Source organism: Frigoribacterium sp. PhB107, assembly GCF_003751515.1.
GTDB lineage: Bacteria > Actinomycetota > Actinomycetes > Actinomycetales > Microbacteriaceae > Frigoribacterium.
Map to the genome: position 1 here is coordinate 161,121 of NZ_RJKU01000002.1, position 21,368 is coordinate 182,488.

General features: G+C 66.9%; 25 protein-coding genes. 8 read left to right on the plus strand and 17 right to left on the minus strand.

The window, feature by feature from the left end:
- Positions 1-29 precede the first annotated feature (29 nt).
- The 3 genes from EDF18_RS08865 to EDF18_RS08875 all read left to right on the plus strand — a co-directional run bounded on the left by EDF18_RS08865 (position 30) and on the right by EDF18_RS08875 (position 2,670).
- Positions 30-875, plus strand: coding sequence for a cation diffusion facilitator family transporter (locus EDF18_RS08865; protein WP_082454857.1), 846 nt, complete (start codon positions 30-32; stop codon positions 873-875).
- Positions 872-1,453 carry a DUF305 domain-containing protein gene (locus tag EDF18_RS08870; protein WP_123547489.1) on the plus strand — a complete coding sequence of 194 codons (582 nt, stop codon included), beginning with the start codon at positions 872-874 and terminating at the stop codon, positions 1,451-1,453. Before EDF18_RS08865 ends, EDF18_RS08870 begins: the two co-directional genes overlap by 4 nt.
- 671 nt (positions 1,454-2,124) lie before the next feature.
- Positions 2,125-2,670 (plus strand): uracil-DNA glycosylase family protein, encoded by a 546-nt coding sequence (locus EDF18_RS08875; RefSeq protein WP_123547490.1) that lies wholly within the window; start codon positions 2,125-2,127, stop codon positions 2,668-2,670.
- On the opposite strand, the gene EDF18_RS08880 is transcribed toward EDF18_RS08875, so the two are convergent.
- Entirely contained in the window at positions 2,671-3,606 is a 936-nt protein-coding gene (locus tag EDF18_RS08880; RefSeq protein WP_123547491.1) for a LysR family transcriptional regulator, read from the minus strand. It abuts the gene before it with no gap.
- 42 nt (positions 3,607-3,648) lie between these two features.
- On the opposite strand from EDF18_RS08880, the gene EDF18_RS08885 reads away from it, so the two are divergent.
- Complete coding sequence (locus tag EDF18_RS08885) at positions 3,649-4,797, plus strand: TDT family transporter (protein ID WP_123547492.1); 1,149 nt, start codon at positions 3,649-3,651, stop codon at positions 4,795-4,797.
- Positions 4,798-4,829: 32 nt separating this feature from the next.
- On the opposite strand, the gene EDF18_RS08890 is transcribed toward EDF18_RS08885, so the two are convergent.
- From EDF18_RS08890 to EDF18_RS08915, 6 genes are all read right to left on the minus strand, one after another.
- On the minus strand, positions 4,830-5,273 hold the full coding sequence (locus tag EDF18_RS08890; protein ID WP_123547493.1) for a hypothetical protein: 444 nt from the start codon (positions 5,271-5,273) through the stop codon (positions 4,830-4,832).
- A gap of 173 nt (positions 5,274-5,446) precedes the next feature.
- Complete coding sequence (locus tag EDF18_RS08895) at positions 5,447-5,824, minus strand: CrcB family protein (RefSeq protein ID WP_326937862.1); 378 nt, start codon at positions 5,822-5,824, stop codon at positions 5,447-5,449.
- Positions 5,821-6,357 carry a CrcB family protein gene (locus tag EDF18_RS08900; protein ID WP_082454848.1) on the minus strand — a complete coding sequence of 179 codons (537 nt, stop codon included), beginning with the start codon at positions 6,355-6,357 and terminating at the stop codon, positions 5,821-5,823. Before EDF18_RS08900 ends, EDF18_RS08895 begins: the two co-directional genes overlap by 4 nt.
- The gene (gene eno, locus EDF18_RS08905; RefSeq protein ID WP_123547494.1) at positions 6,354-7,706 is read right to left on the minus strand and encodes a phosphopyruvate hydratase; all 1,353 of its coding nucleotides are present in this window, start codon (positions 7,704-7,706) and stop codon (positions 6,354-6,356) included. Before eno ends, EDF18_RS08900 begins: the two co-directional genes overlap by 4 nt.
- 1 nt (position 7,707) lies before the next feature.
- Positions 7,708-8,448, minus strand: coding sequence for a 2,3-bisphosphoglycerate-dependent phosphoglycerate mutase (locus tag EDF18_RS08910; protein WP_158614655.1), 741 nt, complete (start codon positions 8,446-8,448; stop codon positions 7,708-7,710).
- Positions 8,445-8,915 (minus strand): universal stress protein, encoded by a 471-nt coding sequence (locus tag EDF18_RS08915; RefSeq protein ID WP_055976344.1) that lies wholly within the window; start codon positions 8,913-8,915, stop codon positions 8,445-8,447. The genes EDF18_RS08910 and EDF18_RS08915 overlap by 4 nt, the downstream gene beginning before the upstream one ends.
- Before the next feature lie 600 nt (positions 8,916-9,515).
- Between EDF18_RS08915 and EDF18_RS08920 the strand changes: the two genes are divergently transcribed.
- The 4 genes from EDF18_RS08920 to phoA all read left to right on the plus strand — a co-directional run bounded on the left by EDF18_RS08920 (position 9,516) and on the right by phoA (position 13,125).
- Entirely contained in the window at positions 9,516-9,848 is a 333-nt protein-coding gene (locus EDF18_RS08920) for a helix-turn-helix transcriptional regulator (RefSeq protein WP_123517283.1), read from the plus strand.
- Positions 9,845-10,459, plus strand: coding sequence for a cadmium resistance transporter (locus EDF18_RS08925; protein ID WP_123547495.1), 615 nt, complete (start codon positions 9,845-9,847; stop codon positions 10,457-10,459). Before EDF18_RS08920 ends, EDF18_RS08925 begins: the two co-directional genes overlap by 4 nt.
- Before the next feature lie 29 nt (positions 10,460-10,488).
- The gene (locus EDF18_RS08930) at positions 10,489-10,977 is read left to right on the plus strand and encodes a signal peptidase II (protein WP_158612593.1); all 489 of its coding nucleotides are present in this window, start codon (positions 10,489-10,491) and stop codon (positions 10,975-10,977) included.
- Between the two features lie 231 nt (positions 10,978-11,208).
- Complete coding sequence (gene phoA, locus EDF18_RS08935; RefSeq protein ID WP_123547496.1) at positions 11,209-13,125, plus strand: alkaline phosphatase; 1,917 nt, start codon at positions 11,209-11,211, stop codon at positions 13,123-13,125.
- Positions 13,126-13,205: 80 nt separating this feature from the next.
- On the opposite strand, the gene lnt is transcribed toward phoA, so the two are convergent.
- The 10 genes from lnt to EDF18_RS08980 all read right to left on the minus strand — a co-directional run bounded on the left by lnt (position 13,206) and on the right by EDF18_RS08980 (position 21,366).
- On the minus strand, positions 13,206-14,747 hold the full coding sequence (lnt, locus tag EDF18_RS08940) for an apolipoprotein N-acyltransferase (RefSeq protein WP_123547497.1): 1,542 nt from the start codon (positions 14,745-14,747) through the stop codon (positions 13,206-13,208).
- Entirely contained in the window at positions 14,744-14,944 is a 201-nt protein-coding gene (locus EDF18_RS08945) for a hypothetical protein (RefSeq protein WP_123547498.1), read from the minus strand. The genes lnt and EDF18_RS08945 overlap by 4 nt, the downstream gene beginning before the upstream one ends.
- A 68-nt stretch (positions 14,945-15,012) precedes the next feature.
- Entirely contained in the window at positions 15,013-15,960 is a 948-nt protein-coding gene (locus tag EDF18_RS08950) for a cytochrome c oxidase assembly protein (RefSeq protein WP_123547499.1), read from the minus strand.
- A gap of 1 nt (position 15,961) precedes the next feature.
- Complete coding sequence (locus EDF18_RS08955; RefSeq protein WP_056260048.1) at positions 15,962-16,426, minus strand: DUF3093 domain-containing protein; 465 nt, start codon at positions 16,424-16,426, stop codon at positions 15,962-15,964.
- 14 nt (positions 16,427-16,440) lie between these two features.
- Positions 16,441-17,178 carry a cytochrome c biogenesis CcdA family protein gene (locus EDF18_RS08960; protein WP_056260046.1) on the minus strand — a complete coding sequence of 246 codons (738 nt, stop codon included), beginning with the start codon at positions 17,176-17,178 and terminating at the stop codon, positions 16,441-16,443.
- Positions 17,175-17,780 (minus strand): TlpA disulfide reductase family protein, encoded by a 606-nt coding sequence (locus tag EDF18_RS08965; RefSeq protein ID WP_123547500.1) that lies wholly within the window; start codon positions 17,778-17,780, stop codon positions 17,175-17,177. The genes EDF18_RS08960 and EDF18_RS08965 overlap by 4 nt, the downstream gene beginning before the upstream one ends.
- Positions 17,777-19,639, minus strand: coding sequence for a cytochrome c oxidase assembly protein (locus tag EDF18_RS08970; protein WP_123547501.1), 1,863 nt, complete (start codon positions 19,637-19,639; stop codon positions 17,777-17,779). The genes EDF18_RS08965 and EDF18_RS08970 overlap by 4 nt, the downstream gene beginning before the upstream one ends.
- A gap of 56 nt (positions 19,640-19,695) precedes the next feature.
- Complete coding sequence (locus EDF18_RS08975; protein ID WP_158614656.1) at positions 19,696-20,307, minus strand: copper resistance CopC family protein; 612 nt, start codon at positions 20,305-20,307, stop codon at positions 19,696-19,698.
- A 53-nt stretch (positions 20,308-20,360) separates the two neighbouring features.
- Positions 20,361-20,699: a hypothetical protein gene (locus EDF18_RS16140; RefSeq protein WP_148050072.1), complete on the minus strand. Its 339-nt coding sequence runs from the start codon at positions 20,697-20,699 to the stop codon at positions 20,361-20,363.
- Positions 20,692-21,366, minus strand: a complete 675-nt coding sequence (locus tag EDF18_RS08980) for a thioredoxin domain-containing protein (RefSeq protein ID WP_123547503.1) — start codon at positions 21,364-21,366, stop codon at positions 20,692-20,694. Before EDF18_RS08980 ends, EDF18_RS16140 begins: the two co-directional genes overlap by 8 nt.
- Positions 21,367-21,368: the final 2 nt, after the last annotated feature.

Genomic DNA, 21,368 nt, shown 5'->3' on the forward strand with positions numbered 1-21,368 from the left:
GAGGACGTCGGTCGTTTTTCGACAGCTGGATGCCGGCGACCCAGATGACGGCGGCGCCGGCGACGAAGATGGCGGCTAACAGCCAGAGGGGAAGGGTGTCCATGCGTGCTATGCAACTCCTCGGGGTGCGCCTCTCGACGCGGGGCGATCGTCGAGACGGATGCCGGCGGCCCCCGGCCGGTCCAGGCGCCTTGCACTCGTCGGCAGCCGTCGCGGGCTGGGAATCGATCAACCGCCTCATCGACCCCAGGCCGATCGCGAATCCCTGGCTGCTGGTCGCCGCTGGGCTCATCGGCTTTGCAGACAACGAACTCGTCGCGATCTACCGCATCCGCGTCGGGCGACGGATCGGATCGGCAGCCCTCGTCGCTGACGGGGTCCACGCCCGCCTGGACGGCTTCACGTCCCTGTCTGTCGTGCTGGGCGCCATCGGGGTCCTCGCCGGGTTCCCGCTCGCGGACCCCATCATCGGCCTGCTCATCGCAGCCTCGATCATGGTCCTGCCCTGGGGGACGGTGAAATCCATCGGCCGACGGCTGATGGACGGCATCGACCCCGACCTCCACAAGCGAGCCGAACACGCCCTGGAACACGCCCTGGGCGTGCGGGGCGTCCACGATCTTTATCTCCGGTGGATCGGGCACCGTCTCACCGGCTCCGCAACCATCGAGGTCGACGCCGAAGACCTCCTGACGGCGTCCCAGACCGCCGACCAGGCCGAGGCGCATCTGCGCGCTGCGCTCGGCAACCTCGACGCGTTCACCGTTACACCGATACCACCGGTGCCGGCTCAGAGGCTCTCATCAGCCGTACGCGGCACGATACCTCCGGGGGGTATCTTTTTTTCGATTCTGATCCTGGAAGAACGACCATGAACCGCACCGCCACCATCTTCATCAGCGCAACTGCGACCATTGCTGCCCTCGCCCTCGCGGGGTGCGCCGAGGCGTCGTCGTCCGCAGGCGACACGTCGTCCGCGTCGTCGTCCCAGGCTGCTGCCTTCAACGATCAAGACGTCATGTTCGCCCAGGTGATGCTCCCGCACCACACCCAGGCCGTCGAGATGAGCGACATGCTCCTCGCGAAAGACGGTATCGACGGGGACGTGATCACCCTTGCCGAGACGATCAAGGCCGAGCAGGCCCCGGAGATTGATCAGCTCACGACATGGCTCAAGGCTTGGGGGCAGGACACTGAGGCGTCCATGGATCACTCCATGGACGGCATGATGAGCGACTCCGACATGGACGCCCTCGAGAATGCTGACGGAACCGACGCGGCGCGGCTGTTCCTGGAACAGATGACGACACACCACGAGGGGGCTGTCGAGATGGCGCAGACCGAGATCGAGGGTGGGCAGAACCCGGACGCGGTCCAGCTGGCGACAGCGATCGTCTCCTCTCAGACTGACCAGATCGACACGATGGAAGACCTCCTCGCGGTAATCAAGTAGCCGTCCTCGTCGCAGGCCAGCGTGCCCCAAGACGGTCACCAGAATCTCGGTCTTGGTAATGCAGTCCCGGGATGGCTCGGGGAGCCACAAGCAGCGGAATTTTGGTCGCCACCTGGGGTGGCAGCGATACCGGTCGCCGGCCTCGTGGTCGACGTCGCTCCCGCAGTCCTGCTGGTGAGGATGTGACCCGTGCTGAAAACGTCCGCCTAGCAATCGGTCACCGGTTGAGGCAGCCCCAGGCATCATGAGGGGCATGAGAGCGAGGACAGCGACCTACGGGAAGACCCTCGCTGGTGTCTTGGCTGTTCTCAGCGATGTCGATCCGTATGGTCTCGAGCCTGGTCAGCCGGACGGTGCTCCGTCAGATGAGTGCGAGATGGAGGCGGTCGACCTGGTTCGCATTCTCCTCAGGGCCGATGCCGTCACGATCCTTGATGTCGAGGCGGTGTGGATGCGCTGGTTCTCGGAGTCGCTCGTCCTTCGACTCGGACCGCCCCGAATGGCGCAACTGGTTGATCGCTTGAACGCACTCGTGGACGGTGCCCGATAGAGGATCGCCCACTGGATCACTTGCTGTGGGGCGAGTGCACTCGGAGCGGACGCCGTCTTGGTCGTTCCGCGTCGTCGGTGAGCGTGGGCGGAAATGGTCCTCGACGTCGTAGCGTCTAGGGATGCAGCAGCCCAGGGGCCTCGATCAGCTCGTGTCGGAATGGCGGAGCTCCGGACCAGACCGTGCGCGCTTCGTGCCGGGCTTCGACCCATCAGGTGGAGGAGCAGCGGCGAAAGTCCTCGTGCTGATGGAATCACCCGGTCCTGCCACGATCAGGCAGGGCGAGGACGCGATCAGCAGTGAGGACAACCCGGGGCCGACGGCGTCTGCGTTCAAGCGAGCACGAATCGAGTCGGGGCTGGGCAGGCACGTCTACCTGCGATGGAACATCGTCCCGTGGGCCCTGGGCCGGGCGCCGACCGTCACCGATCTCGACGACGCCCGCCCCGCCCTCGCTCAGCTGCTCGATTCTCTGCCGCAGCTGCGGGCGATCGTGACCTTCGGAACTCCGGCCCTGACGGGCGTGATGAGGTACTTCACCCTGGAACCGCGTGCGAGGGTCGTGCCCGTGCTCGCAGCACCCCATCTGTCGCCGGCGAACGCCACCCGCGCCGGCGAGAAGCACCTGCGGGCCGTCACGGCCCTACGGCACGCTTCGCTCCTCTGATCATCTCGGCGCCGAGTCGGGGCTGTGCTGCAATGCGGCGATCACGGCCAGGAGCTCCTGCGCCCCGGCGCTCAGACCGGCCGACCACACAGCGCGAAACGGTCGTCTCAGGTCGACGGCTGCCGGGACGGTGACGAGGCGCCCGGCGCGGAGGTCGTCCTCGACCAGCAACGAGCTGATGACTCCCGGACCCACACCGCCGGCGATGGCCGCCCGGATGGCGCCCGTCGACGACAACTGCGCAGCGGGTTCTGCCATCAGGGCAGGGTCGATCCCCAGGGCGAGCTCGAGGGTCCGGCGGGTGCCCGAGCCCGACTCCCGAGACACGAGCGGTGTGGATGCGAGATGGGCTGCCGTCACGGGTTCGGACTTCGATGCCCATGCGTGCCTGGGCGAGACGACGATGAGCAGTTCGTCGACACCCAGGACGGTCGTGGCGAGCCCGTCGGTCTCATCAGGGGTCTCCGTGAACCCGAGGTGCGCGCGCCCCGAACGGACCTCGTCGACGACCCAGTCGCTGTTGCCCGATTCCAGGCGTACCCGGACACGATCCGCTGCCGCTGTCATCCAGCGTGGCATCAGCGCCTCTGACACCGTCTGGCTCGCCGCGACGAGGAGAGCGTCGGAGGCGCCGGTCATCAGGGTGTGCAGCGATCGTTCGAAGGTGGTCGCCGTCTCGAGCAGGGGTCGGCCCCACTCGCACACCAGGAGTCCGTGCTCGGTCAGCGCCGAGCCGGCCCGAGAGCGGACGAGCAACGTACGACCCAGCCGCCGCTCGGCGCCCGTGATGCGAGACGACGCCGCCTGCTGGCTGATGCCCACCGATGTCGCGGCCCGGCCCAGACTGCCCGATCTCGAGATCGCCTCCAGCAGTCGGAGCGTCTCGAGATCAACAGGGAGTCCAGTCACAAGGAAACATTGTGACACCACAAGCATCCGCCCGTATCGGCAGCCGGTCGCACGTACGAAGATCGAGGCATGCCTGCCGCGATCACACCGACTGTCGCCCCTCCCCGCACGCACGGTCTGTTCCGCCAGCTCGAGCACCGCGGGCAGATCGTGTCGAACCTGACCCCGAACTGGTTCGCGTCGATCATGGGGACCGGCATCGTCGCCAACGCCGCGGCGACCCTGCCGTTGCAGTTCCCGGGGCTGCGCCCCGCCGCGACCTTCGTCTGGGCACTGGCCAGCGTGTTGTTGGTCGCTCTCAGCATGGCGACCGTCATGCACTGGGTGCGTTACCGGGCCACCGCGCGGGGGCATCGACTCAATCCGGTGATGGCGCACTTCTACGGGGCACCGCCCATGGCGCTGCTGACCGTCGGCGCGGGCACCCTCCTCTTGGGCAAAGACGTCCTCGGTACGCCCCTGGCGGTCGGCATCGACTGGGTGTTGTGGACCATCGGTACGGTGCTCGGCCTCGTCAGCGCGATCGCGGTCCCGTACCTGACGTTCACCCGGCACGACACGGCCCCCGACAGTGCGTTCGGCGGCTGGCTCATGCCCGTGGTTCCCCCGATGGTGTCTGCCTCGACCGGTGCGCTGCTGCTGCCCTTCCTGCCCGCGGGGCAGGCAAGGCAGAACATGCTCTGGGGGTGCTACGCGATGTTCGGCTTGTCGTTGCTGGCGTCGATAGTGATCATCACACTGATCTGGTCACGCCTGGCCCAGCACAAGATCGGCCCGGCCGGCATGGTCCCCACCCTCTGGATCGTCCTCGGCCCGCTGGGGCAGTCGATCACCGCAGCCAACCTGCTCGGTGGCAACGCCCACCTCGCCGTCGACCAGGGAACCTCGCACGCCCTGTTCGTCTTCGGGCTCGTCTACGGTGTGCCCACTCTGGGATTCGCCCTGATGTGGGCGGCACTGGCATCGGCCATCACCCTCCGCACCATCCGCCAGGGGCTCCCGTTCTCACTCACCTGGTGGTCGTTCACCTTCCCCGTCGGCACCTGCGTGACAGGCCTGAACGGTCTGGCCCTGCACACGGGACTCGTCGCGCTGCAGGTACTGGCGGTCGCGTTCTACATCGGGCTCGTCGGGGCCTGGATCACGGTCGCCGTGCGCACCTTCCACGGCAGCGTCATCCGCGGAACGCTCCTCGCGCCTCCCCGTCCCCTGCCCTGACCGCGGACGACGAGGGTGCGTGGGGGAGCGGCTCAGATCGAACAGGCGTCGTTCCAGTCACGGCGATAGGCCTCGGGGTCACTGACGTCGACGATGGCCGAGGCGGCGCCCTTGGGCTCGTCACGCGACCTGTAGCTCTCGAACGCCACCGCACTGCGGTCGTTACTCGCCGGATCACGCACCCCGGAGGCTTCGACCCACAGAGTCCAGTTCCACCGCGTCCGGACGCCAGGCTGCAACGCGCCTTCGCCGACGACCAACACCACGTCCGTGCCGGCGGGCAAGGACTCGAAGTCCGTGCCCGCGAATGCTCGGACGGACGACGTGAGGCCTCTCGCGCTGATCTCCCGAGCCAACTGACTGCCCATGTCCGAGACTTGCTCGCCAGCATCGCCATCCACAGCCACGATGCCTCCACCGGACGGAAGCCGACTCAGCATCTCGGAAACCAAGTCATGGACGACGGTGTTACTCATGGTGCTCTCTCCTGCTCACTCGTTCGTCGAAACGGAAAAGGGAGTCGGCGGCCGCCGACTGAGGTGGTGATCGTCTCACGGACGGAGAAGGAAGGCTCCGGCTGTGACCAGGTCGTCCTGGGCGGTTCCGGGGTGACGCCTGGTCAGTCGTCGCCCCGGAAGTCAGAAGGGTGTCATGACCTGCCGATGATGAGGCCGACGAGCCCGGCAGCGACGGCGAGCAGCAGCATGCCCGCGCCGCTGGCGATCCCAGCGACCCGTTTCTTCTCGGCTACGAGGCGCACGGTCTCGACGCTCGCGGTGCTGAACGTGGTGTAGCCGCCCATGAGCCCGCCGCCCGCGACGAGCAGCCACTCTCGGGGCAGCCCCGCGTGGTCGGCAAGACCGGTGAGCAAGCCGAGCACCAACGACCCGCTGACGTTGATGACCAGGGTCGCCAGCGGAATGGGGGCCGACCACGTGCTGCGTACGGCGCCGTCGACGACGAGGCGCAGGGCCGCGCCCACACCACCGGCGACCGCGGTCGCGACGAAGAGCCATGGGGCGATCACGACGCCGCCTCAGAACGGCGGTGGAGGGCGGCACCGACGGTGATGCCGGCCCAGGAAGCCACGGCGCCGAGCACGACCGATCCCACACCGTAGGCGATGGCGATCGGCAGCGCGTCACCGAGCAGGGTCGCGGTGTCGACCGCAAGAGCGCTGTAGGTGGTGAATCCGCCGAGAACGCCTGTTCCGATGAGCAGCCGCAGGTCGCGTCGGCGACCCGCGTCCGGCCCTCGTCGCACCAACGACTCGAGGAGCAGCCCGAGCGCGAACGCACCGACGACATTGATCAGCAGGATCGTCAGCGGGATGCTGCCCGGGGCTGCGGGGAAGTTCAACGCCAGGCCTTCGCGCAGGCCCGTGCCGATCGTGCCGCCGAGGGTGACGAGTCCGATGAACCGCCACCGCAGGTGCACGGGCCGTTCGGTGCCCGTGGAGTCGTCGACATCGAGGTCGGGGTTCTGGCCCAGCCCGTCGAACTCGTCGCCTCTGCTCGAGGGCAGCGGCGGAAACGGTGTGTCAGGTGAAGGTGAGGTCATGCATCGTCCTTCGTGCTGAGGCCGTAGGAAAGTCCGGGCTGATCGGCTTCGATGTCGGTCAGGCGGTTGTACTTGCAGACCCGTTCCCCGCGTGCGGGGGCACCGGATTTGATCTGGCCTACCCCGGTGCCGACGACGAGGTCGGCGATGAACGTGTCGGTGGTCTCCCCGGAGCGGTGCGACACCATGCAGGCCATGCCGTGGGACCGGGCCGTCGCGATCGCGTCGAGGGTCTGGCTGACAGAACCGATCTGGTTCGGCTTGATGAGAACGGCGTCCGACCAGCCCTGCTCCGCGCCTTCGGCGATCCTTCTGGGGTCAGTCACGTAGAGGTCATCGCCGACGAGCTGAACCCGTCCGCCGAACCGCGACGCCATCAGCGCCCACCCGTCGTGGTCGTCCTCGTGGAACGCGTCTTCGATGCTCCTGATCGGGTACGCCTCGAGCAGGGCCCCGTACCGGTCCGCGAGACTTCCACGATCGAGGTCTTGCCCGGCGACTCGGTATCGGCCGTCTCCGTCGCCGAATCCGTTCGCGGCAGGGTCGAGGGCGATGGCGACGTCGTCCAGCGCTGCCCGGTGGCCAGCGTCGGTGATCGCCTGGACGATGAGGTCGAGGGCCTCCTCGGGGTTGCTGATCGCCGGGGCGAAGCCGCCCTCGTCGCCGAGGCCTGCGGTGCCGTAGCGGGTCTGTACGAGCGTCTTCAGGGCGTGGTAGACCTCGGCGCCGGTCTGTACCGCCTCCTCCTCGCTGGTCGCTCCGACGGGAGCGATCATGAATTCCTGGAAGTCGAGGTCGTTAGCTGCGTGGGCGCCTCCGTTCAGGACGTTGAAGTGCGGGACGGGGAGCGTTTCGTTCGTCCCCGACAGCAGGGCGATCCACCGGTGCAGGGGCAGGCCGGCTTCGCGGGCCAGCGCCCGGGACGCCGCGATCGAGGTCGCGACGACGGCGTTGGCGCCTAGCCTCGACCAGTTCGAAGTGCCGTCGAGGTCGGCGAGGGCACGATCGATCTCGCTGATCCCGGCCCAGGGGCGTGAGGTGAGGAGGTCGCCGATCTCGGTGGTGACCATCTGCGCGGCCTGTCGAACACCTTTGCCGCCGAACGCTGCGCCACCGTCTCGGAGTTCTACAGCTTCATGGGCACCGGTTGACGCTCCGGCAGGGGCGGAGCCTGACACGACGGACCCATCGGCGAGTTCGAGGTCGACTTGGACGGTGGGGAAGCCGCGGGAGTCCAAGATCGACCGCCCGAGAGCGGACACGATCTGGACGGGGTGTGCACCTCCGTGGGTGACGTAGGTGCCGACGTCGTGGGTGTGGATGGTGCGGTTGCTGATGTAGTCGTTCATGTCAGGTTCCTCCTTCGTGGGTGATGACCGTGGCGGCGAGGGCCGCTGCGGCCGGGTCGAGATACGTGCCGCCCCGCGTCAGCGGATGCCCATCGGAGGCGAGGTCGTACATCAGGGGGTGTCCGGTCGGGATGTTGAGCGCGGCGACCTCGAGCGGGGTCAACGCGTCGAGCAGCAGGCAGAGTGCGCGGAGGCTGTTGCCATGGCCCACCACGAGCACGGTGCCGCCGGCGGTCCCGGCCTGGACCGCCTCGGTGACGGGGCGGACCCGGGCGATGACGTCGAGCAGGCTCTCGGCCCTGGTCCGGTTCTCGGGTTCCACATGACGGAGGGCATCCTGAGCCCACAGCTTCGCGAACAGCGCGTCAGAGGACGGCGGGGGCGGGGTTTCCAGGGAGCGCCGCCACAGGGTGAAGTCCTCCTCGCCGTCTGAGCGGCGAACATCCGCCTTGGTCCGTCCGGTCAGGTCGCCGTAATCGCGTTCCCGGAGTCGCACGTCGACGGTGACGGGCACGGGCCACTTGTTCTCGGCCACCATGACGCGGGCAGTCTCAGTTGCACGGGCCAGCGGTGAGCACAGGATCGATGCCGGGCGGAAACCCGCCTCGTCGAGCAGGTGTGCAGCACGGCGGGCCTCTTCCCGGCCTCCGGTCGTGAGGGGTGAGTCGGTGATACCGGTGAACAGCCCGTCGGCATTGGCCTGGCTTTCGCCATGTCGCACGAGGACGATCCGGGTCGTCACGGCCATGCCTTCGAGACCGGCACCACGAGTACCGGCACGGGTTGATGGTGCATGAGGAACGATGCCGTGGACCCGTGCAGTGCAGCCTTCAGGCCCGCGGCCGGACCGTTCGAGGATCCGACGACGATCATCACGGCGTGCGTGTCGGCGGCGACGCGGGCCAACGCCTTTGCGGGGTCACCGGCGAGGACACGGACGTCGACCGTGATCTGCACGTCGGTGCGGAGCCGGGCTGCCGTCGCCTCGAGGGCAGATCTGTCGACGGCGTCGTCGTCGTACTCGTCTGGGTCGAGGGGAACGGTCGCCCCTCGGCCGCTGGCGTCGTCGGGGTCGGCGGGGACGCGGGAGTCGTCGACCTGCACGACGACGAGTTGTGCCGACAACCGGGCCGCGAACCGGGCGGCGGTCGAGAGAACGGTGTTGGCCGTCCGGGTATGGGCTCCGACGACGATGGTGTCGGTGGTCATCTGGTCTCCTATCTCGGTATCTGGGCACGCCAGTGGATGAGATAGGGACTGTTGTCGACCTGAGTCGAGGTTGGTGACGGCGAGCCCCACCGCCGTGGCGTCTCCGCCACGCTCAGTGAAGCACTGATCCGACCAAGCTGCACCTGCTGATACAACATTCGTTCCGACCAAGAAAAGGGTGTGTTGGCCAGTCCCGATAGGGGATCGTTCACCGAGATCAGTTTCGGACTGATCTATCGAGACAGCCTGCGCCCCGTAGCTGCGGGGGAGTGGCTAGCGTCCGCCGCTGGTCGGTGACCGATCGTTCACCGAGATCAGTTTCGGACTGATCTATCGAGACAGCCTGCGCCCCGTAGCTGCGGGGGAGTGGCTAGCGTCCGCCGCTGGTCGGTGACCGATCGTTCACCGAGATCAGTTTCGGACTGATCTATCGAGACAGCCTGCGCCCCGTAGCTGCGGGGGAGTGGCTAGCGTCCGCCGCTGGTCGGTGACCGATCGTCTAATGAGACGAACGGGGAGGGGTGGCGCATGCTCCTCGGTCTCAGATCGCGGGTGTTCCTCAGCTCGCCAAAAATCGGCTGGAATTGATATCATCGGCGCGTGCCGATTATTAAAGAGTTAACTGCAGCGGTTTCGCTGTTCCATTCGCTGGCAGACCCGAGCCGTCTGCTCATCCTGCGCCGACTCAGCCAAAGCGAAGCGCGTGTACGGGATCTCACTGACGAACTTGGTTTAGCCCAGTCCACTGTTTCTGAGCATGTCGCCTGCCTTCGAGACTGCGGCCTTGTCACCGCTCGCGCCGAGGGGCGGCAGAACTTTTACTCAGTGGCCACACCGGAAGTCCTTGACGTCCTCGAATCCGCCGAGCAGCTGCTTGCCTCTACCGGGCACAAGGTCGACTTGTGCACGACTTACGGAAGCCAGACCCGATGATCGGCACCATCGTCGCCGCGGTCGGTCTTTTCGCGGCCACCAACATCGACGACCTCGTCGTCCTGACCGTTCTTTTCGTTGCGTCAGCACGAGGCGCTCTGCCCGGGTGGAAGGTTGTTGCCGGTCAGTACGCCGGGTTCGTGACCCTCGTCGCCATCAGCGTCGTGGCCGCTGCGGGGCTCACAATCGTGCCGGATAAGTGGGTTGGATTCCTCGGCCTCATTCCGCTTGCCATCGGCATCTACGGTCTCGTTCGCACCCTTCGGCGCCGAGGCGATGACGACGACGATGACGATGACGACGCAATTTCCGCAGTTGGTCTCCTAGGAGTTGCCGGCATCACAATCGCCAACGGTGCCGACAACATCTCGCTCTACACGCCCGTGTTCCGGACAAACCCCGTGCAGGACACCGTCGTCACAATCATCGTGTTCCTTGTCCTGGTGGCGGTGTGGTGCCTCACCGCTCGCTTCATCGGAACGAGCAAAACCGTCAGTGAGCTGCTCGAAAGAGTCGAGCACTGGCTCGTGCCCGCAGTGTTTATCGGCCTCGGGCTCTACATCCTGATCGAGTCCGGTGTCCTCATTCGGCTCGTCGAGGCCCTCTCATGACGGCCGGAGGGCGGGTCGCCGGTGCAGTCGTGATCACTGCGGCTGCGTTCGTTCTTGATCAGGTGTCGAAGGCATGGGCGCTGTCATTTCTCGGCGCAGAGCGTCAAATCGATTTAGGACTCGGCGCAAGTCTCCGGCTCGTGTTCAACCCCGGTGTCGCGTTTGGTCTCGGGGCCGAGTTCGGCCCAGCCCTGACCGTCGGCATCATAGCGATCGTTGCGGCCCTCGCCGCCTGGGTCCTTGTTCGGGCACTGAAGGAAAGGAGGACGTTTGCGACATTCCTTCTCGCGGTCGTTCTCGGCGGAGCCACGGGCAACGTTTGGGACCGCATCTCGCGAGCGGACAAAGGCCCCCTGTCTGGTGAGGTCGTCGACTTCATCGCGATCGACTGGTTTGCCATCTTCAATGTCGCCGACATCTTCACCACAGTCGGTCTCATCAGCTTCGCGGTTGTATCCGTGGCGTGCGATTCGAAGCCCACCCGACGTCACCCGGCTGACACTCCACCGACAACGTAGAAAATCGGCGACTTACCGCTCAGTCCCGCTTCCGGTCGAGCAGGCCCCAGAAGATTTGTCTCCATCCGCAAGCTCTTCCTGCTACCCCCTAGTCGAGGGTCTTTATTGGTGTGCGGGCCGGGGGGTGTTCATCGACGGTTTACCGAGTCGGGGTCTGCTGGTTCCTGCGCTGTAGCGGCTTCCGCATGGCGCTCACGGATCACGATCACCTGGAGCAGACACGTGTCACTGATGACTTCCGGCCGCGCAGCGGCCACGACGTTCGGAGCGGTGGCGCTTGCTGCCTCCGTCGCCCTCGTCCCGACCGCAGCCGTCGCCGCAACTCCCGCAGACGTTGCCCAGAACGGTGGTGCCGCCCGTAGCATCGACGACAGCACCCAGGCGATCCTCGACTCCGTCCAGGGCGGCCCGGCGAAGAACGTCATCCTGCTAATCGGTGACGGCATGGGCGACTCCGAAATCACCTCGGCCCGCAACTACGAGTACGGCGCGGGCGGTGTCCTGCCTGGCATCGACGCCCTGCCCCTGACGGGTCAGTACACGACGTACTCGCTCACGAGAGACGGCAAGGCCGACTACGTACCCGACTCCGCCGCGACCGGCTCCGCGTGGGCCACCGGCACGAAGACGTACGATAACGCCGTCTCGGTCGACATCGCCGGCACCCCGCAGGACACCCTGCTCGAGATCGCCAAGGCCAACGGCCTGAAGACCGGCAACGTCACCACCTCCGAGGTCCAGGACGCGACCCCCGCAGTCCAGGCCGCGCACGTCGCCGCGCGCAGCTGCTACGGCCCCGACAGCGTCACCCAGTGCGGTGCCGACGCTCTCGACCAGGGTGGTCGCGGCTCGATCAGCGAGCAGATCATCGGCACGCGCGCCGACCTCACCCTCGGTGGCGGCTCGGCCTCGTTCCGCCAGGCGGCCCGTGCCGGCCAGTACCAGGGCGACACGCTCTTCGACCAGGCCGGCGACCGCGGCTACCAGGTCATCGGTGACGCGGCGGGCCTGAGCGGCCTTGCCGCGGCCGACCAGACCGCGCCCGTGCTGGGCACGTTCACGGACGGCAACTTCCCCACGCGCTTCGCGCCCTCGACGGCCACCGTTGGTGGCGGCGACCTCGCCCCGCAGCGCTGCACGCCGAACCCTGCCCGCCTCTCGACGGACCTCTCGCTTCAGGCGATGACTGAGAAGTCGATCGACCTGCTCGACAACGAGGACGGCTTCTTCCTCCAGGTCGAGGGCGCCTCGATCGACAAGCGCGACCACAGCGCGGACGCTTGTGGCCAGATCGGTGAGGTCCTCGACCTTGACGAGGCCGTCCAGGCCGCGCTCGACTTCGCCAAGGCTGACGGAAACACGATGGTCATCGTCACCGCCGACCACGCCCACACCAGCCAGATCGTCGACGGAACCCCTCCTACCTCGCTCAGCACGTCGCTGCTGACCAACGAGGGCAGCACCATGAAGATCGCCTACGGCACCGCCGCGGCTGGTGGCTCGCAGCAGCACACCGGCAGCCAACTCCGCGTTGCCGGCTACGGTCCCGGCGCTGCCAACGTCGTCGGCCTGATCGACCAGACCGATAACTTCTTCACCATCGTCAACGCGCTCGAGCTCGACCGGAACCTCGACGGACTCAGCAATGACGCCACGATCTCCGCCCCGGCCGAGGTCGCTCCCGGAACAGACTTCACCGTGACCGCCTCCGGGATCGAGGGCGACCGTCAGGTCTCGGGCGTGTTCACCCCTGCCACCGGTGACCCCGTCGACCTTGGCTACGTCGATGTCATCGACGGAATCGCGACCTTCACGGTCACGGCTCCGACCGCACTGGGCGCTGGAACGGTCACCCTGACCGGGGTTCAGTCGGGTGTGGAGCTCACCGCCGCGGTGAACGTCATCGCCGGCGCCGTCACCCCGGCCCCGTCCGCCACCCCGACCCCTGGTGCTGTGCCCGCTGACGGCGGCAACACCGCCGGTGGTGTCGGGACCGCCGGGTCCGGCAACGGTCCTCTCGCCTTCACTGGCTCCGAGGTCCTGCCGGCGTTGCTGCTCGCCCTCATGCTGACTGGTGCCGGTGCGGTGCTCGTCGTGCGCCGCCGCCGCCGCGCAGGCATGATCGATCACTCTGGTGTGCAGATGTAACGCACGGACAGAGTTCGTGTGAATCAGGAGGAGGCGTGGCGCCGGTTGGTGCCACGCCTCCTCTGTGCGTCGTCCGCCGTCTACCGCTCCGCGCCTCTTCTCCGGGAGAGGACGCCGGCACCGAGCAGGACACTCAGACCAGTGATGCTGATGATCTTTTCGATCTGGCCGCCCCACATCGCCGCCGGCGTCAGATTCGTGGACAACGGAACGTCTTCCACCAACACCCCAGGACTGAACCAGGGCAGCTCAGCTGTCACGGAGCCGTCTGGCGCGATTACGGCGCTGCGGCCGACGGTCGAGATGTTGACGACACTCCGCCCCAGCTCGATCGCCCGAATCTGGGTGATCGCGAGCTGTTGGGCGCTCTGGTCGGAGCGTCCGAAATCGGCGTTGTTGGACGACGAGAACAGCACCTGGGCGCCTTCGGTGACGGACTGACGGAGTACGTCATCGTCGACGATGTCGAAGCAAATGCTGATGCCGACCGAAACCCCGGAGATGTCGAAGATGGGGTCGGTTGTCCCTGGGGTGTAGTCGCGAGCGACCATGTCGACCAGGTCAGGCGCGAGGGATCGCCAGAACGCCCGGTCGGGGACATACTCCCCGAACGGGACGGGGTGCTTCTTGTCGTAGAAATCGACAGGGCCACGGCCTGGCTCCCACTGGATTTCCGTGTTGTAGGTCCGTCCGTCCCGTTCCGTGATGGCCCACCCGATCAGCGGCGCCGCCGTCGCCTGGGCGATCGCATCGAACGTTGCAGCCGTGTCGTCGTCATCGAGGGCGCTTCGGTCCGTGGCGCCTTCGGGCCAGAGAACAGCATCAAGACGTTCATCGAGAAGGGGTGTGGTGGCGTCTACTTGGGCCTGGGTGAGGTCCCCGGGGTTTCTTTCGTCGAAGTAGCCCGCTGGACCATTCCCCTGCACAGCGCCCACCCGCATCGTCCCCGTCTGCGCGATGGGCCACGCCGGCAGACCCACGAGTATGGCCGCCGCGGCCACCGGTGCAATCCACCGGCCGGAGTGTCGAAGTGTTCTGGTGCTGACGATCTGCAGAATCATCGCGACAACGAGGACCATGACGAACCCCACACCCGATATTCCTAGCCACGCGAAGGCTTCTCGGAGAGGGCTGGTGGATTGTGACATCGCGGCTCGGCCCCAGGAGAACCCGCCATACGGCCAGGTGCTCGACACCGCCTCACGGGCACACCACACTGCCGCCACCACGGCCGGGACCCCAAGGCAGGCTCCACACGGGCCTGGCCACAGCTGGGGGAGCCACCGATACGCCAGGGTGATCGCCACGCATCCCGCCGCGAACAGCAACGCCTGCAAGAGAACTAGCGCTGCGATCGGGACGGGCCCGAGGAAGAGCGCTACCCACTGAATGTGGAAACCGTAGAACGAAACGCCCGCGACAAGCCCGACAGCGAACGCTGCCCCTGCGCGTCGTCCGGGGAGGGCCGCCAAGATCAACCCGATCCCCAGGAAGGCTAGAGGCCACCAGTTCTTGTCGGGAAAGGCGCCATCGAGAATGGCTCCACCTGCTGCCGCGGCCGCGAAAGCAGCAGGCAGCGGCATGACCGCGGGAGCCTTCGATATCTCGGCTGGCGGCCTCATGTGCCGTCGAGATTTTCTGGCGTGTCGCCAAGTTGGTGGGCGGCCCGCTCGCGCTCTTCCTTGTCGATCGCAGCGTAGGCCTGCCGTTCGTTGCGGTCGGCGCGCACGAGTGCCCGGACGACGAACCAGAAGATGAGCCCCACAACCAGGCTCGGGACGACGGAGAAGATGGCTGAGCCCCAGAACGATTCAGGCATGGGTGGCGTCCTTCGTTGTGACGGGTGGCTGAGGGAGACCTGTGGCCCGTGCCGGTGGCCGACGTGTCCTAGTCATTTCGGCCGCCATGGTTGATGTTCCTGAGGTAGGCGTTGTAGTCGTCGAGTTCGGTGTCGCCTTCGACGTCGGCACGCCTCGCCGCTCTTGCGGCTTTTCGGGTGTCCTGTCGCTGCCAGCGGGCGAGGCTGACGAGGAGGATCACCACGACGGGGAGTTCCCCGTACGTCCACACCAGGGCACCGGCGAGCTGCTGATCGCGGAGGGCATCGATGCCAAGGCGGGGTGAAGGGGAGCTGAAGGCTGCTACGAGGGGGGCGCTGCTGAAGATCAGGGTGAGGCCGAAGGCGGCGTGGATCTGCATCTCGAGGAACGCGTCGAAGACTCGAATGACGTAGGACGTCTGTCGAGGCAGCGGGTCTGTGGACACCAGGGGCACCATGACCACCACCCCGACAGCGACGAAGCCGATTTGCAGGGCCGCTCGTCCTGTTTCGGTGGCGAGGAGCGCGTCGATGGCGCCGGTCAGGTAGAGCCCGAACAGCGGAACCAGCAGCAGAGGGAACACGGCGATCGGGTTCACGACTGCACGGGCGAAGCTCGATCTGAGCGCCCCGACAGCTGCCCGAAGTGCGATAAGTCCTACGCCGTGCCGGGGCAGACCCCGCAGCAGCACCGTTCCTGGTCGTCCGAGGATGAGCAGCGGCGGCACGATCATCAGCAGCGTCAGCTGCTGGAACATGAACGCCGAGAACAGCTCCCGGCTGTACGTCTGCACCCCCGTTGCCGTGACCAGGACGATGAGTACGCAACCCAGAACGAACACCGCTGCCCGCCCGACACCAGGGCCACTCCGGCCAGGAGTAAGGGCCCGGTCCCGGCGTCGCGCCCGGCGAAACAGGAGCACGTAGCCGGCTGCCAACAGGGCGGCGCCGATCGCGACAGGGGACACCGGTCCCTGGGCCCAGCCCAGCAGAACGGCGAGGTCAAGTGCCGGCATCTCAGGCGCCCTCCTTCGAGCGGGTCACCGTGGCCAGGGCTGCCGCGAGTTCGTCGGGGTGCCGGGTGGACACAAGCCAGTACGGTGCCGGGTCTGTCTCGTCGAGAAGCTCGATCTTCACCACGGGATGCACCCACCCCCGGAACAGCGTCCACGCCCGGGCGTCCAAGCGGGGCCCGCGTTGTTGTGTGGCGTCTCCGCCGGTGTAGGTGGTGATGGTCCCGATCTCGTCGGGTGTGAGGCGGGCGGGACCGGCGAAGAACCCATCTGGGGTGACCTGGACGACGGGCGAGGTGCCGATGAAGGCTGCGACAGAGCCGAGGTAGAGCACGGCCGCGACGATGATCCCGGCGGTGACGTTGATGGGCAGGAACACCAAGAAGGTGGCGGGGATCACGAGCACGATCGCGAGGTAGAACGCCGGCGAGGGGGTGAGTCGTTCGCGGTGCAGAGGGAGGGAAGTCATAGGTTCCTGGTCGGTCAGAGGGGGAGGACGAAGCCGTTGATGAGGCCTTGGAGCTGGTAGATCAGGGCGGTCCAGATGCCGGTGGCCATGGCGATGCCGACGGCGATGAGGACGGCGCCGCCGGCGAGGTTGATGGCGCGGATGTGGCGTTTGACGAACGCCACAGATCCGGTCACCCAGGACAGGCCCAGGGCGACCAGCACGAAGGGCAGCCCGAGACCTATGCAGTACGCCAACCCGAGGAGGGCCCCGCGTCCTGCGGAGCCGCTGCTGAGGCTGAGAGCTGAGATCGCGGCAAGGGTCGGCCCGAAGCAGGGGGTCCATCCCAGGCCGAAGACGACTCCGAGAAGAGGTGCACCGGCAAGGCCGGTGACGGGCCGCCACCGCGGTGTCAAGGAGCGTTGCAGGAAGCTGACCTGCCCGATGAATACCAGCCCCATCAGGATCACGACGATTCCGAGGATGCGGGTGACGAGGCCCTGCCACTGGATCAGCCACACGCTCAGCGCCCCGAAGAGGGCCCCGTAAGCGATGAACACCGCAGCGAACCCCGCCACGAACAAGCCCACTCCGATCAGGAGACGTCTTTTGCCTGTCTTCGCGGTGGGGTCGGCAAGACCCCCGACGTAACCGAGGTAGCCGGGGACGAGGGGCAGAACGCAGGGGCTCACGAAAGAGACCAGCCCGGCGAGGAGGGCGATCGGGACGGCAAGGAGGAGCTGGCCGTCGAAGACGGTGTCGGCGAGGTTCATGGGGTCTCGGCGAGAACGGTGGTGATGAGGGAGTTGAGGATGGATTTCTCGGCTCGGCCGGTGATCCGGGCTGCTGCTCGGCCCTCTCGGTCGACGACGATCGTGGTGGGAACGGCGTTCGGGGACACCTGGCCGGCGAAGGCCAGCTGTACGGCGCTGTCGGTGATGTCGATGACGGAGGGGTAGGTGACGTTGAACCGTTCAGCGAAGGCGACCGCGGTGCTCGCCTGGTCGCGGACGTTCACTCCGATGAAGGACACGCCCTGGTCTTGGTACTGCTGGTGGAGGGCTTCGAGGTCAGGAGCTTCGGCTCGGCACGGGGGGCAGGCGGCGTACCAGAAGTTGACCACCATCACGTCGCCGTCGTAGTCGGCTGAGTCCAGCGGTTCGCCGAGGTCTGTGGTGCTGGTGAAGGAGATCGGTTCACCCCTGTTGGCCGGAGGAATCTCGACCACGGTGCCGTCGCCGCCGATGTAGTTCTTCGTGGACCCGTCCGCGTACTGTTCCGCGACAGAACTGCTCGAGCCGCAACCCGACGTGACGATGGCCATCGCGGCGACCAGGGCAGCGGCGACAAGGGTTCGGATGGTGGGGCGTGTCATGAACGTGAGTCCTCCGAGGTAAGGGACGGGGTGGCGGTGCGGGGCCCGGTGAGCGCACGGAGGGCCAGGACTGTTGCGGTGAGAGCTGTGGCGGCGGCGCTGATGAGGAGGATGACGCTCCCGAGGCGCTGATCGGCGTCGGCGGCGGGGTGTCCGCCGGGGTTCATCGTCTTGAACCAGTCGAGCATCACGGTCGGCCCCAAAAGGGTTACTGCGGTACCCGCGAGAGCACAGGCGGCGAGGCCGCCGATTAGGGCGATGTCGCCAGCTTTGTGGCCGGTCAGTGCCCGTCGGAGAGCGGACCCCAGCACGGCGCCGGCGACAACGACAGCGGTGAGGACGACGACACGTCCGAGGGGCTCGGTCACTGCCCAGCGCATGCCCGCCGGGATCATGGCCAGCACCACGGTCACCAGCACGATCAAGCCGACGCCGAGCGGGCTGTCGTCGAACAGGCCCAGGGGCCGGCGAAGGAGAGACGTCGCCCACTCCCGGGGGCCTCTCGTCCCGTCTTCTCTGAGTCTGAGGGTCGCTCGAGCAAGGGCGCCCGGGCGTCCCTGAGCGATGCAGGCCCCCGCGAGCAGAAGCGCCACGATCGTCACCACGTAGGAGCTGAGGAGGTACGTGGCGTAGATCGACAGTGGACCACACGTCACCCACAGGACGACGAGCAGGCCCGCTAGGAAAGGGGCACTGCGATGCCACGGCCAGGGCGTCCCGGGCCGGTGCTGCGCACGGGTGGCGAGGAGGTAGGTCGCTGCGGAGAAGAGGATGAGGAGGAGCCAGAAGGGATCTGGTTGACCTTGGAACACGGTGGCCCAGCTCGGTGGTGCAGGGAAGACCGACCCGGTGAGGGATTCAGCCGCGGTGACCGGACCCGTTTCGTAGATCTCTTGCTCAGCGCCAGGAGGCGCGGTGCGGGCGAGTACTCCGGCAAGACCGGACGCGACACCCATGAACGTGACCTCCACGGCGGCCAAAGCCCAGAAGAGACGCGTTCGGCCGGTGTGGATGTGCGGCAGCAACCATGTGCGGAAGACGGCAGCGAGGACGCCGACGAGGACCAACACGACGACCTTGCCGAGGACGATGAGGCCGTAGGAGGTGGTGGTGAGCGTTGTGGGGTCGGTGATGCGGATGGTGGCACTGACGAGGCCCGAGAGTGCCACGGCGACGAAGGCCGCGAACGCGATTGCCGAGTAGCGGCGGAGGACGACGGGGAACAGGTGCCCGGGGAGGGTTCGTCTGAGCCAGACGAGGGCGACGAGGCCGCCGACCCAGATCGAGGCGAACAGGACGTGCATCAGGATCGACACAACCGCGAGGTTGTGGGACGCCGAACCCGCCGCATGCCCTTGCTGGGCCAGAGGTATCAAGGCCAGGGCGCTCACCCCCGCGAGGGCTGCTGCGTGTCCGGGGGAGTGGGTGAGTGACGCCCACACGGTGACGAGGGCTGCTGCGGCAATGGTGGTTGTCCACGCCTGGCCGAGCTCGATTCCGCTGCTGTAGAAAGAGAATTGCGACCAGAAAGCGGCAGTTCCTGCTTCGTTGAGGGGAACGCCGCTGATGTTGGCGAACGTGAAGACGCTGGCAACGAAGCCCGCGATGGCCCAGACAGCAGCTGAGCTGCGCAGCAGGTGGAACAGGCTTCGCTGTGAGGGCTCGTGAACGGGGACGGCGGTGGCCAGGAGGAAAGCGGTACCGAGGGCGATCGCGGCCGCACTGTTGCTGAAGGTCTTGCTGACCGCATACCCAGACCTCACGATCTCTCCGGGGTCCACGATCAGCACGATCTCGCTCGATTTCACCGCCACCAGCAGAACCGCGACGGTCGCCGCAGCCGCGACCGCGGCCACCACCAGAGAGATGCCTGGTCGGGGGCTACTAGTGGTGCTGCGAGGGTGAAGAGGTGTGCTCACTCCTCAGTGCCTGCTGTCTCCGCAGGGTCCGCTGTCCCGGCCTTTTTCCGGCGGCGGGCGCGGAGAGCGAGGATGACGATGACCGGAATCAGGATCAATACCGCGAGAGCCGTCGCGCCCGCGATCCAGGGGATGAGGTTGCTTGAAGCAGGCTCGGTGGCAGAGTGCGTCGCGGCCGACGTTGGTGCTTCTTCCTCCGCCGAGGCGGCCGGTGTGCTCGCGTCGGGGGCCGGTGTTGTGGGGGCAGCTGCGGCGACGGGGCCGGCGTAGGTGAAGGTGTAGGTGCCGGAGATGGTGTGTCCGTCACTCGACACGCTCTGCCACGTCACGGTGTGTAGACCTGCCTCAGTGACCTCGACGGGAACAGAAAGGGTCGTTCCGTCCGCCACGGGGGCGCCTGTGGTGTCGGAAGTCCCGGCGGGGTCGGTGACGTTCAACGCGATGGCGTTCGCGAACTCGGCCAACGGTGTCTCCGAGAACGTCAGGGTCACCGAGGACAGTTCGGTCGTCACGGTCTCGTCAGCCGCGGGAACTGCTTGGGCGAGGGCGTCATGGGCGGCGGCAGGCCGAGCGTCCAGGACGGCGAGGCCAGCAGCGAGGGCGAGCATGACGAACAGTGCCGTCACGAGGTTTCGAAGAGGGGGGAAGGTCATGGGCTTTCTCAGTTCTCTGAGCAGGTGAAGGTGCCGAAGGCGCCGTCGTGGTCGCCGGGGCCGAGTTCGGCGCAGACACCGGTCTGGCCGGCGAAGACGGCTTGGAAGTAGATGACCCCGGCGACGAACGCCGCAGTCGTGGCGAGGCCGACGATCATCCCGACCAAAGCGACCGTGTTCTTTTCACCTGCTCGACGTGAGCGGATGAACGCGACGAGGCTGACGACGAAACCGACCGGGCCGGCGATGCAGGCCAGCAGCAGTCCAAGGACGGCCAGTGTGCGGAGGTTCGGCGGGGGAGCAGCGACGGGTTGCGCTTTCCGGGCGCGCCCGCGGTTCCTAGCCACCGGCGACTGCGCTTTCCACGGCCTTGTCGAGGTCGTCGACGGCGGTGAGTTCGATCATCTGACCGTCGACGAAGAACGTCGGGGTGCCGGTGACGCCGAGGGCGGTGCCCTCCGCCCGGTCGGCGACCACGCGCTCGAGGGTCGCCGGGTCGGCCACCGCCTCGTCGAACGCTGTCATGTCGAGCCCGAGGTCTTCAGCGAACGTGCGGAACAGGGCTGCTTCGGACTCCTGCTTCTCGCCCCACTCGGCCTGGGTCTCGTACATGCGCGCGTACATCGCCTCGAGCTGGCCCTGCTGGGCAGCCGCCTCGACGGCGACGGCCGCGTTCTCGGAGTTCCGGTGCGACGGGATCGGGAAGTAGCGGACCGCGAGGTTGATCTGCCCGGCGTACTTCTCCCGGACCTGCTCGACGTACGGGTACATGGCCGCGCACGACTCGCACTCGAAGTCGAGGAACTCCACGACGGTGACGGCGTCGCCCTCGACCTGGTCGAGGTAGCGGGTGTCGTCACGAACGACTTCCGCACTGGCCGGTGCGACGGTGGGGTCGGCGGCGAGGGGCTGGGCGGTGTCGGTGCGCGTGCCGTTGTAGATGATGACCGCGACGACGACGGCAGCGGTGACGATGAGTGCGATGACGGCGACGATGAATTGGTTCTTGACCATGG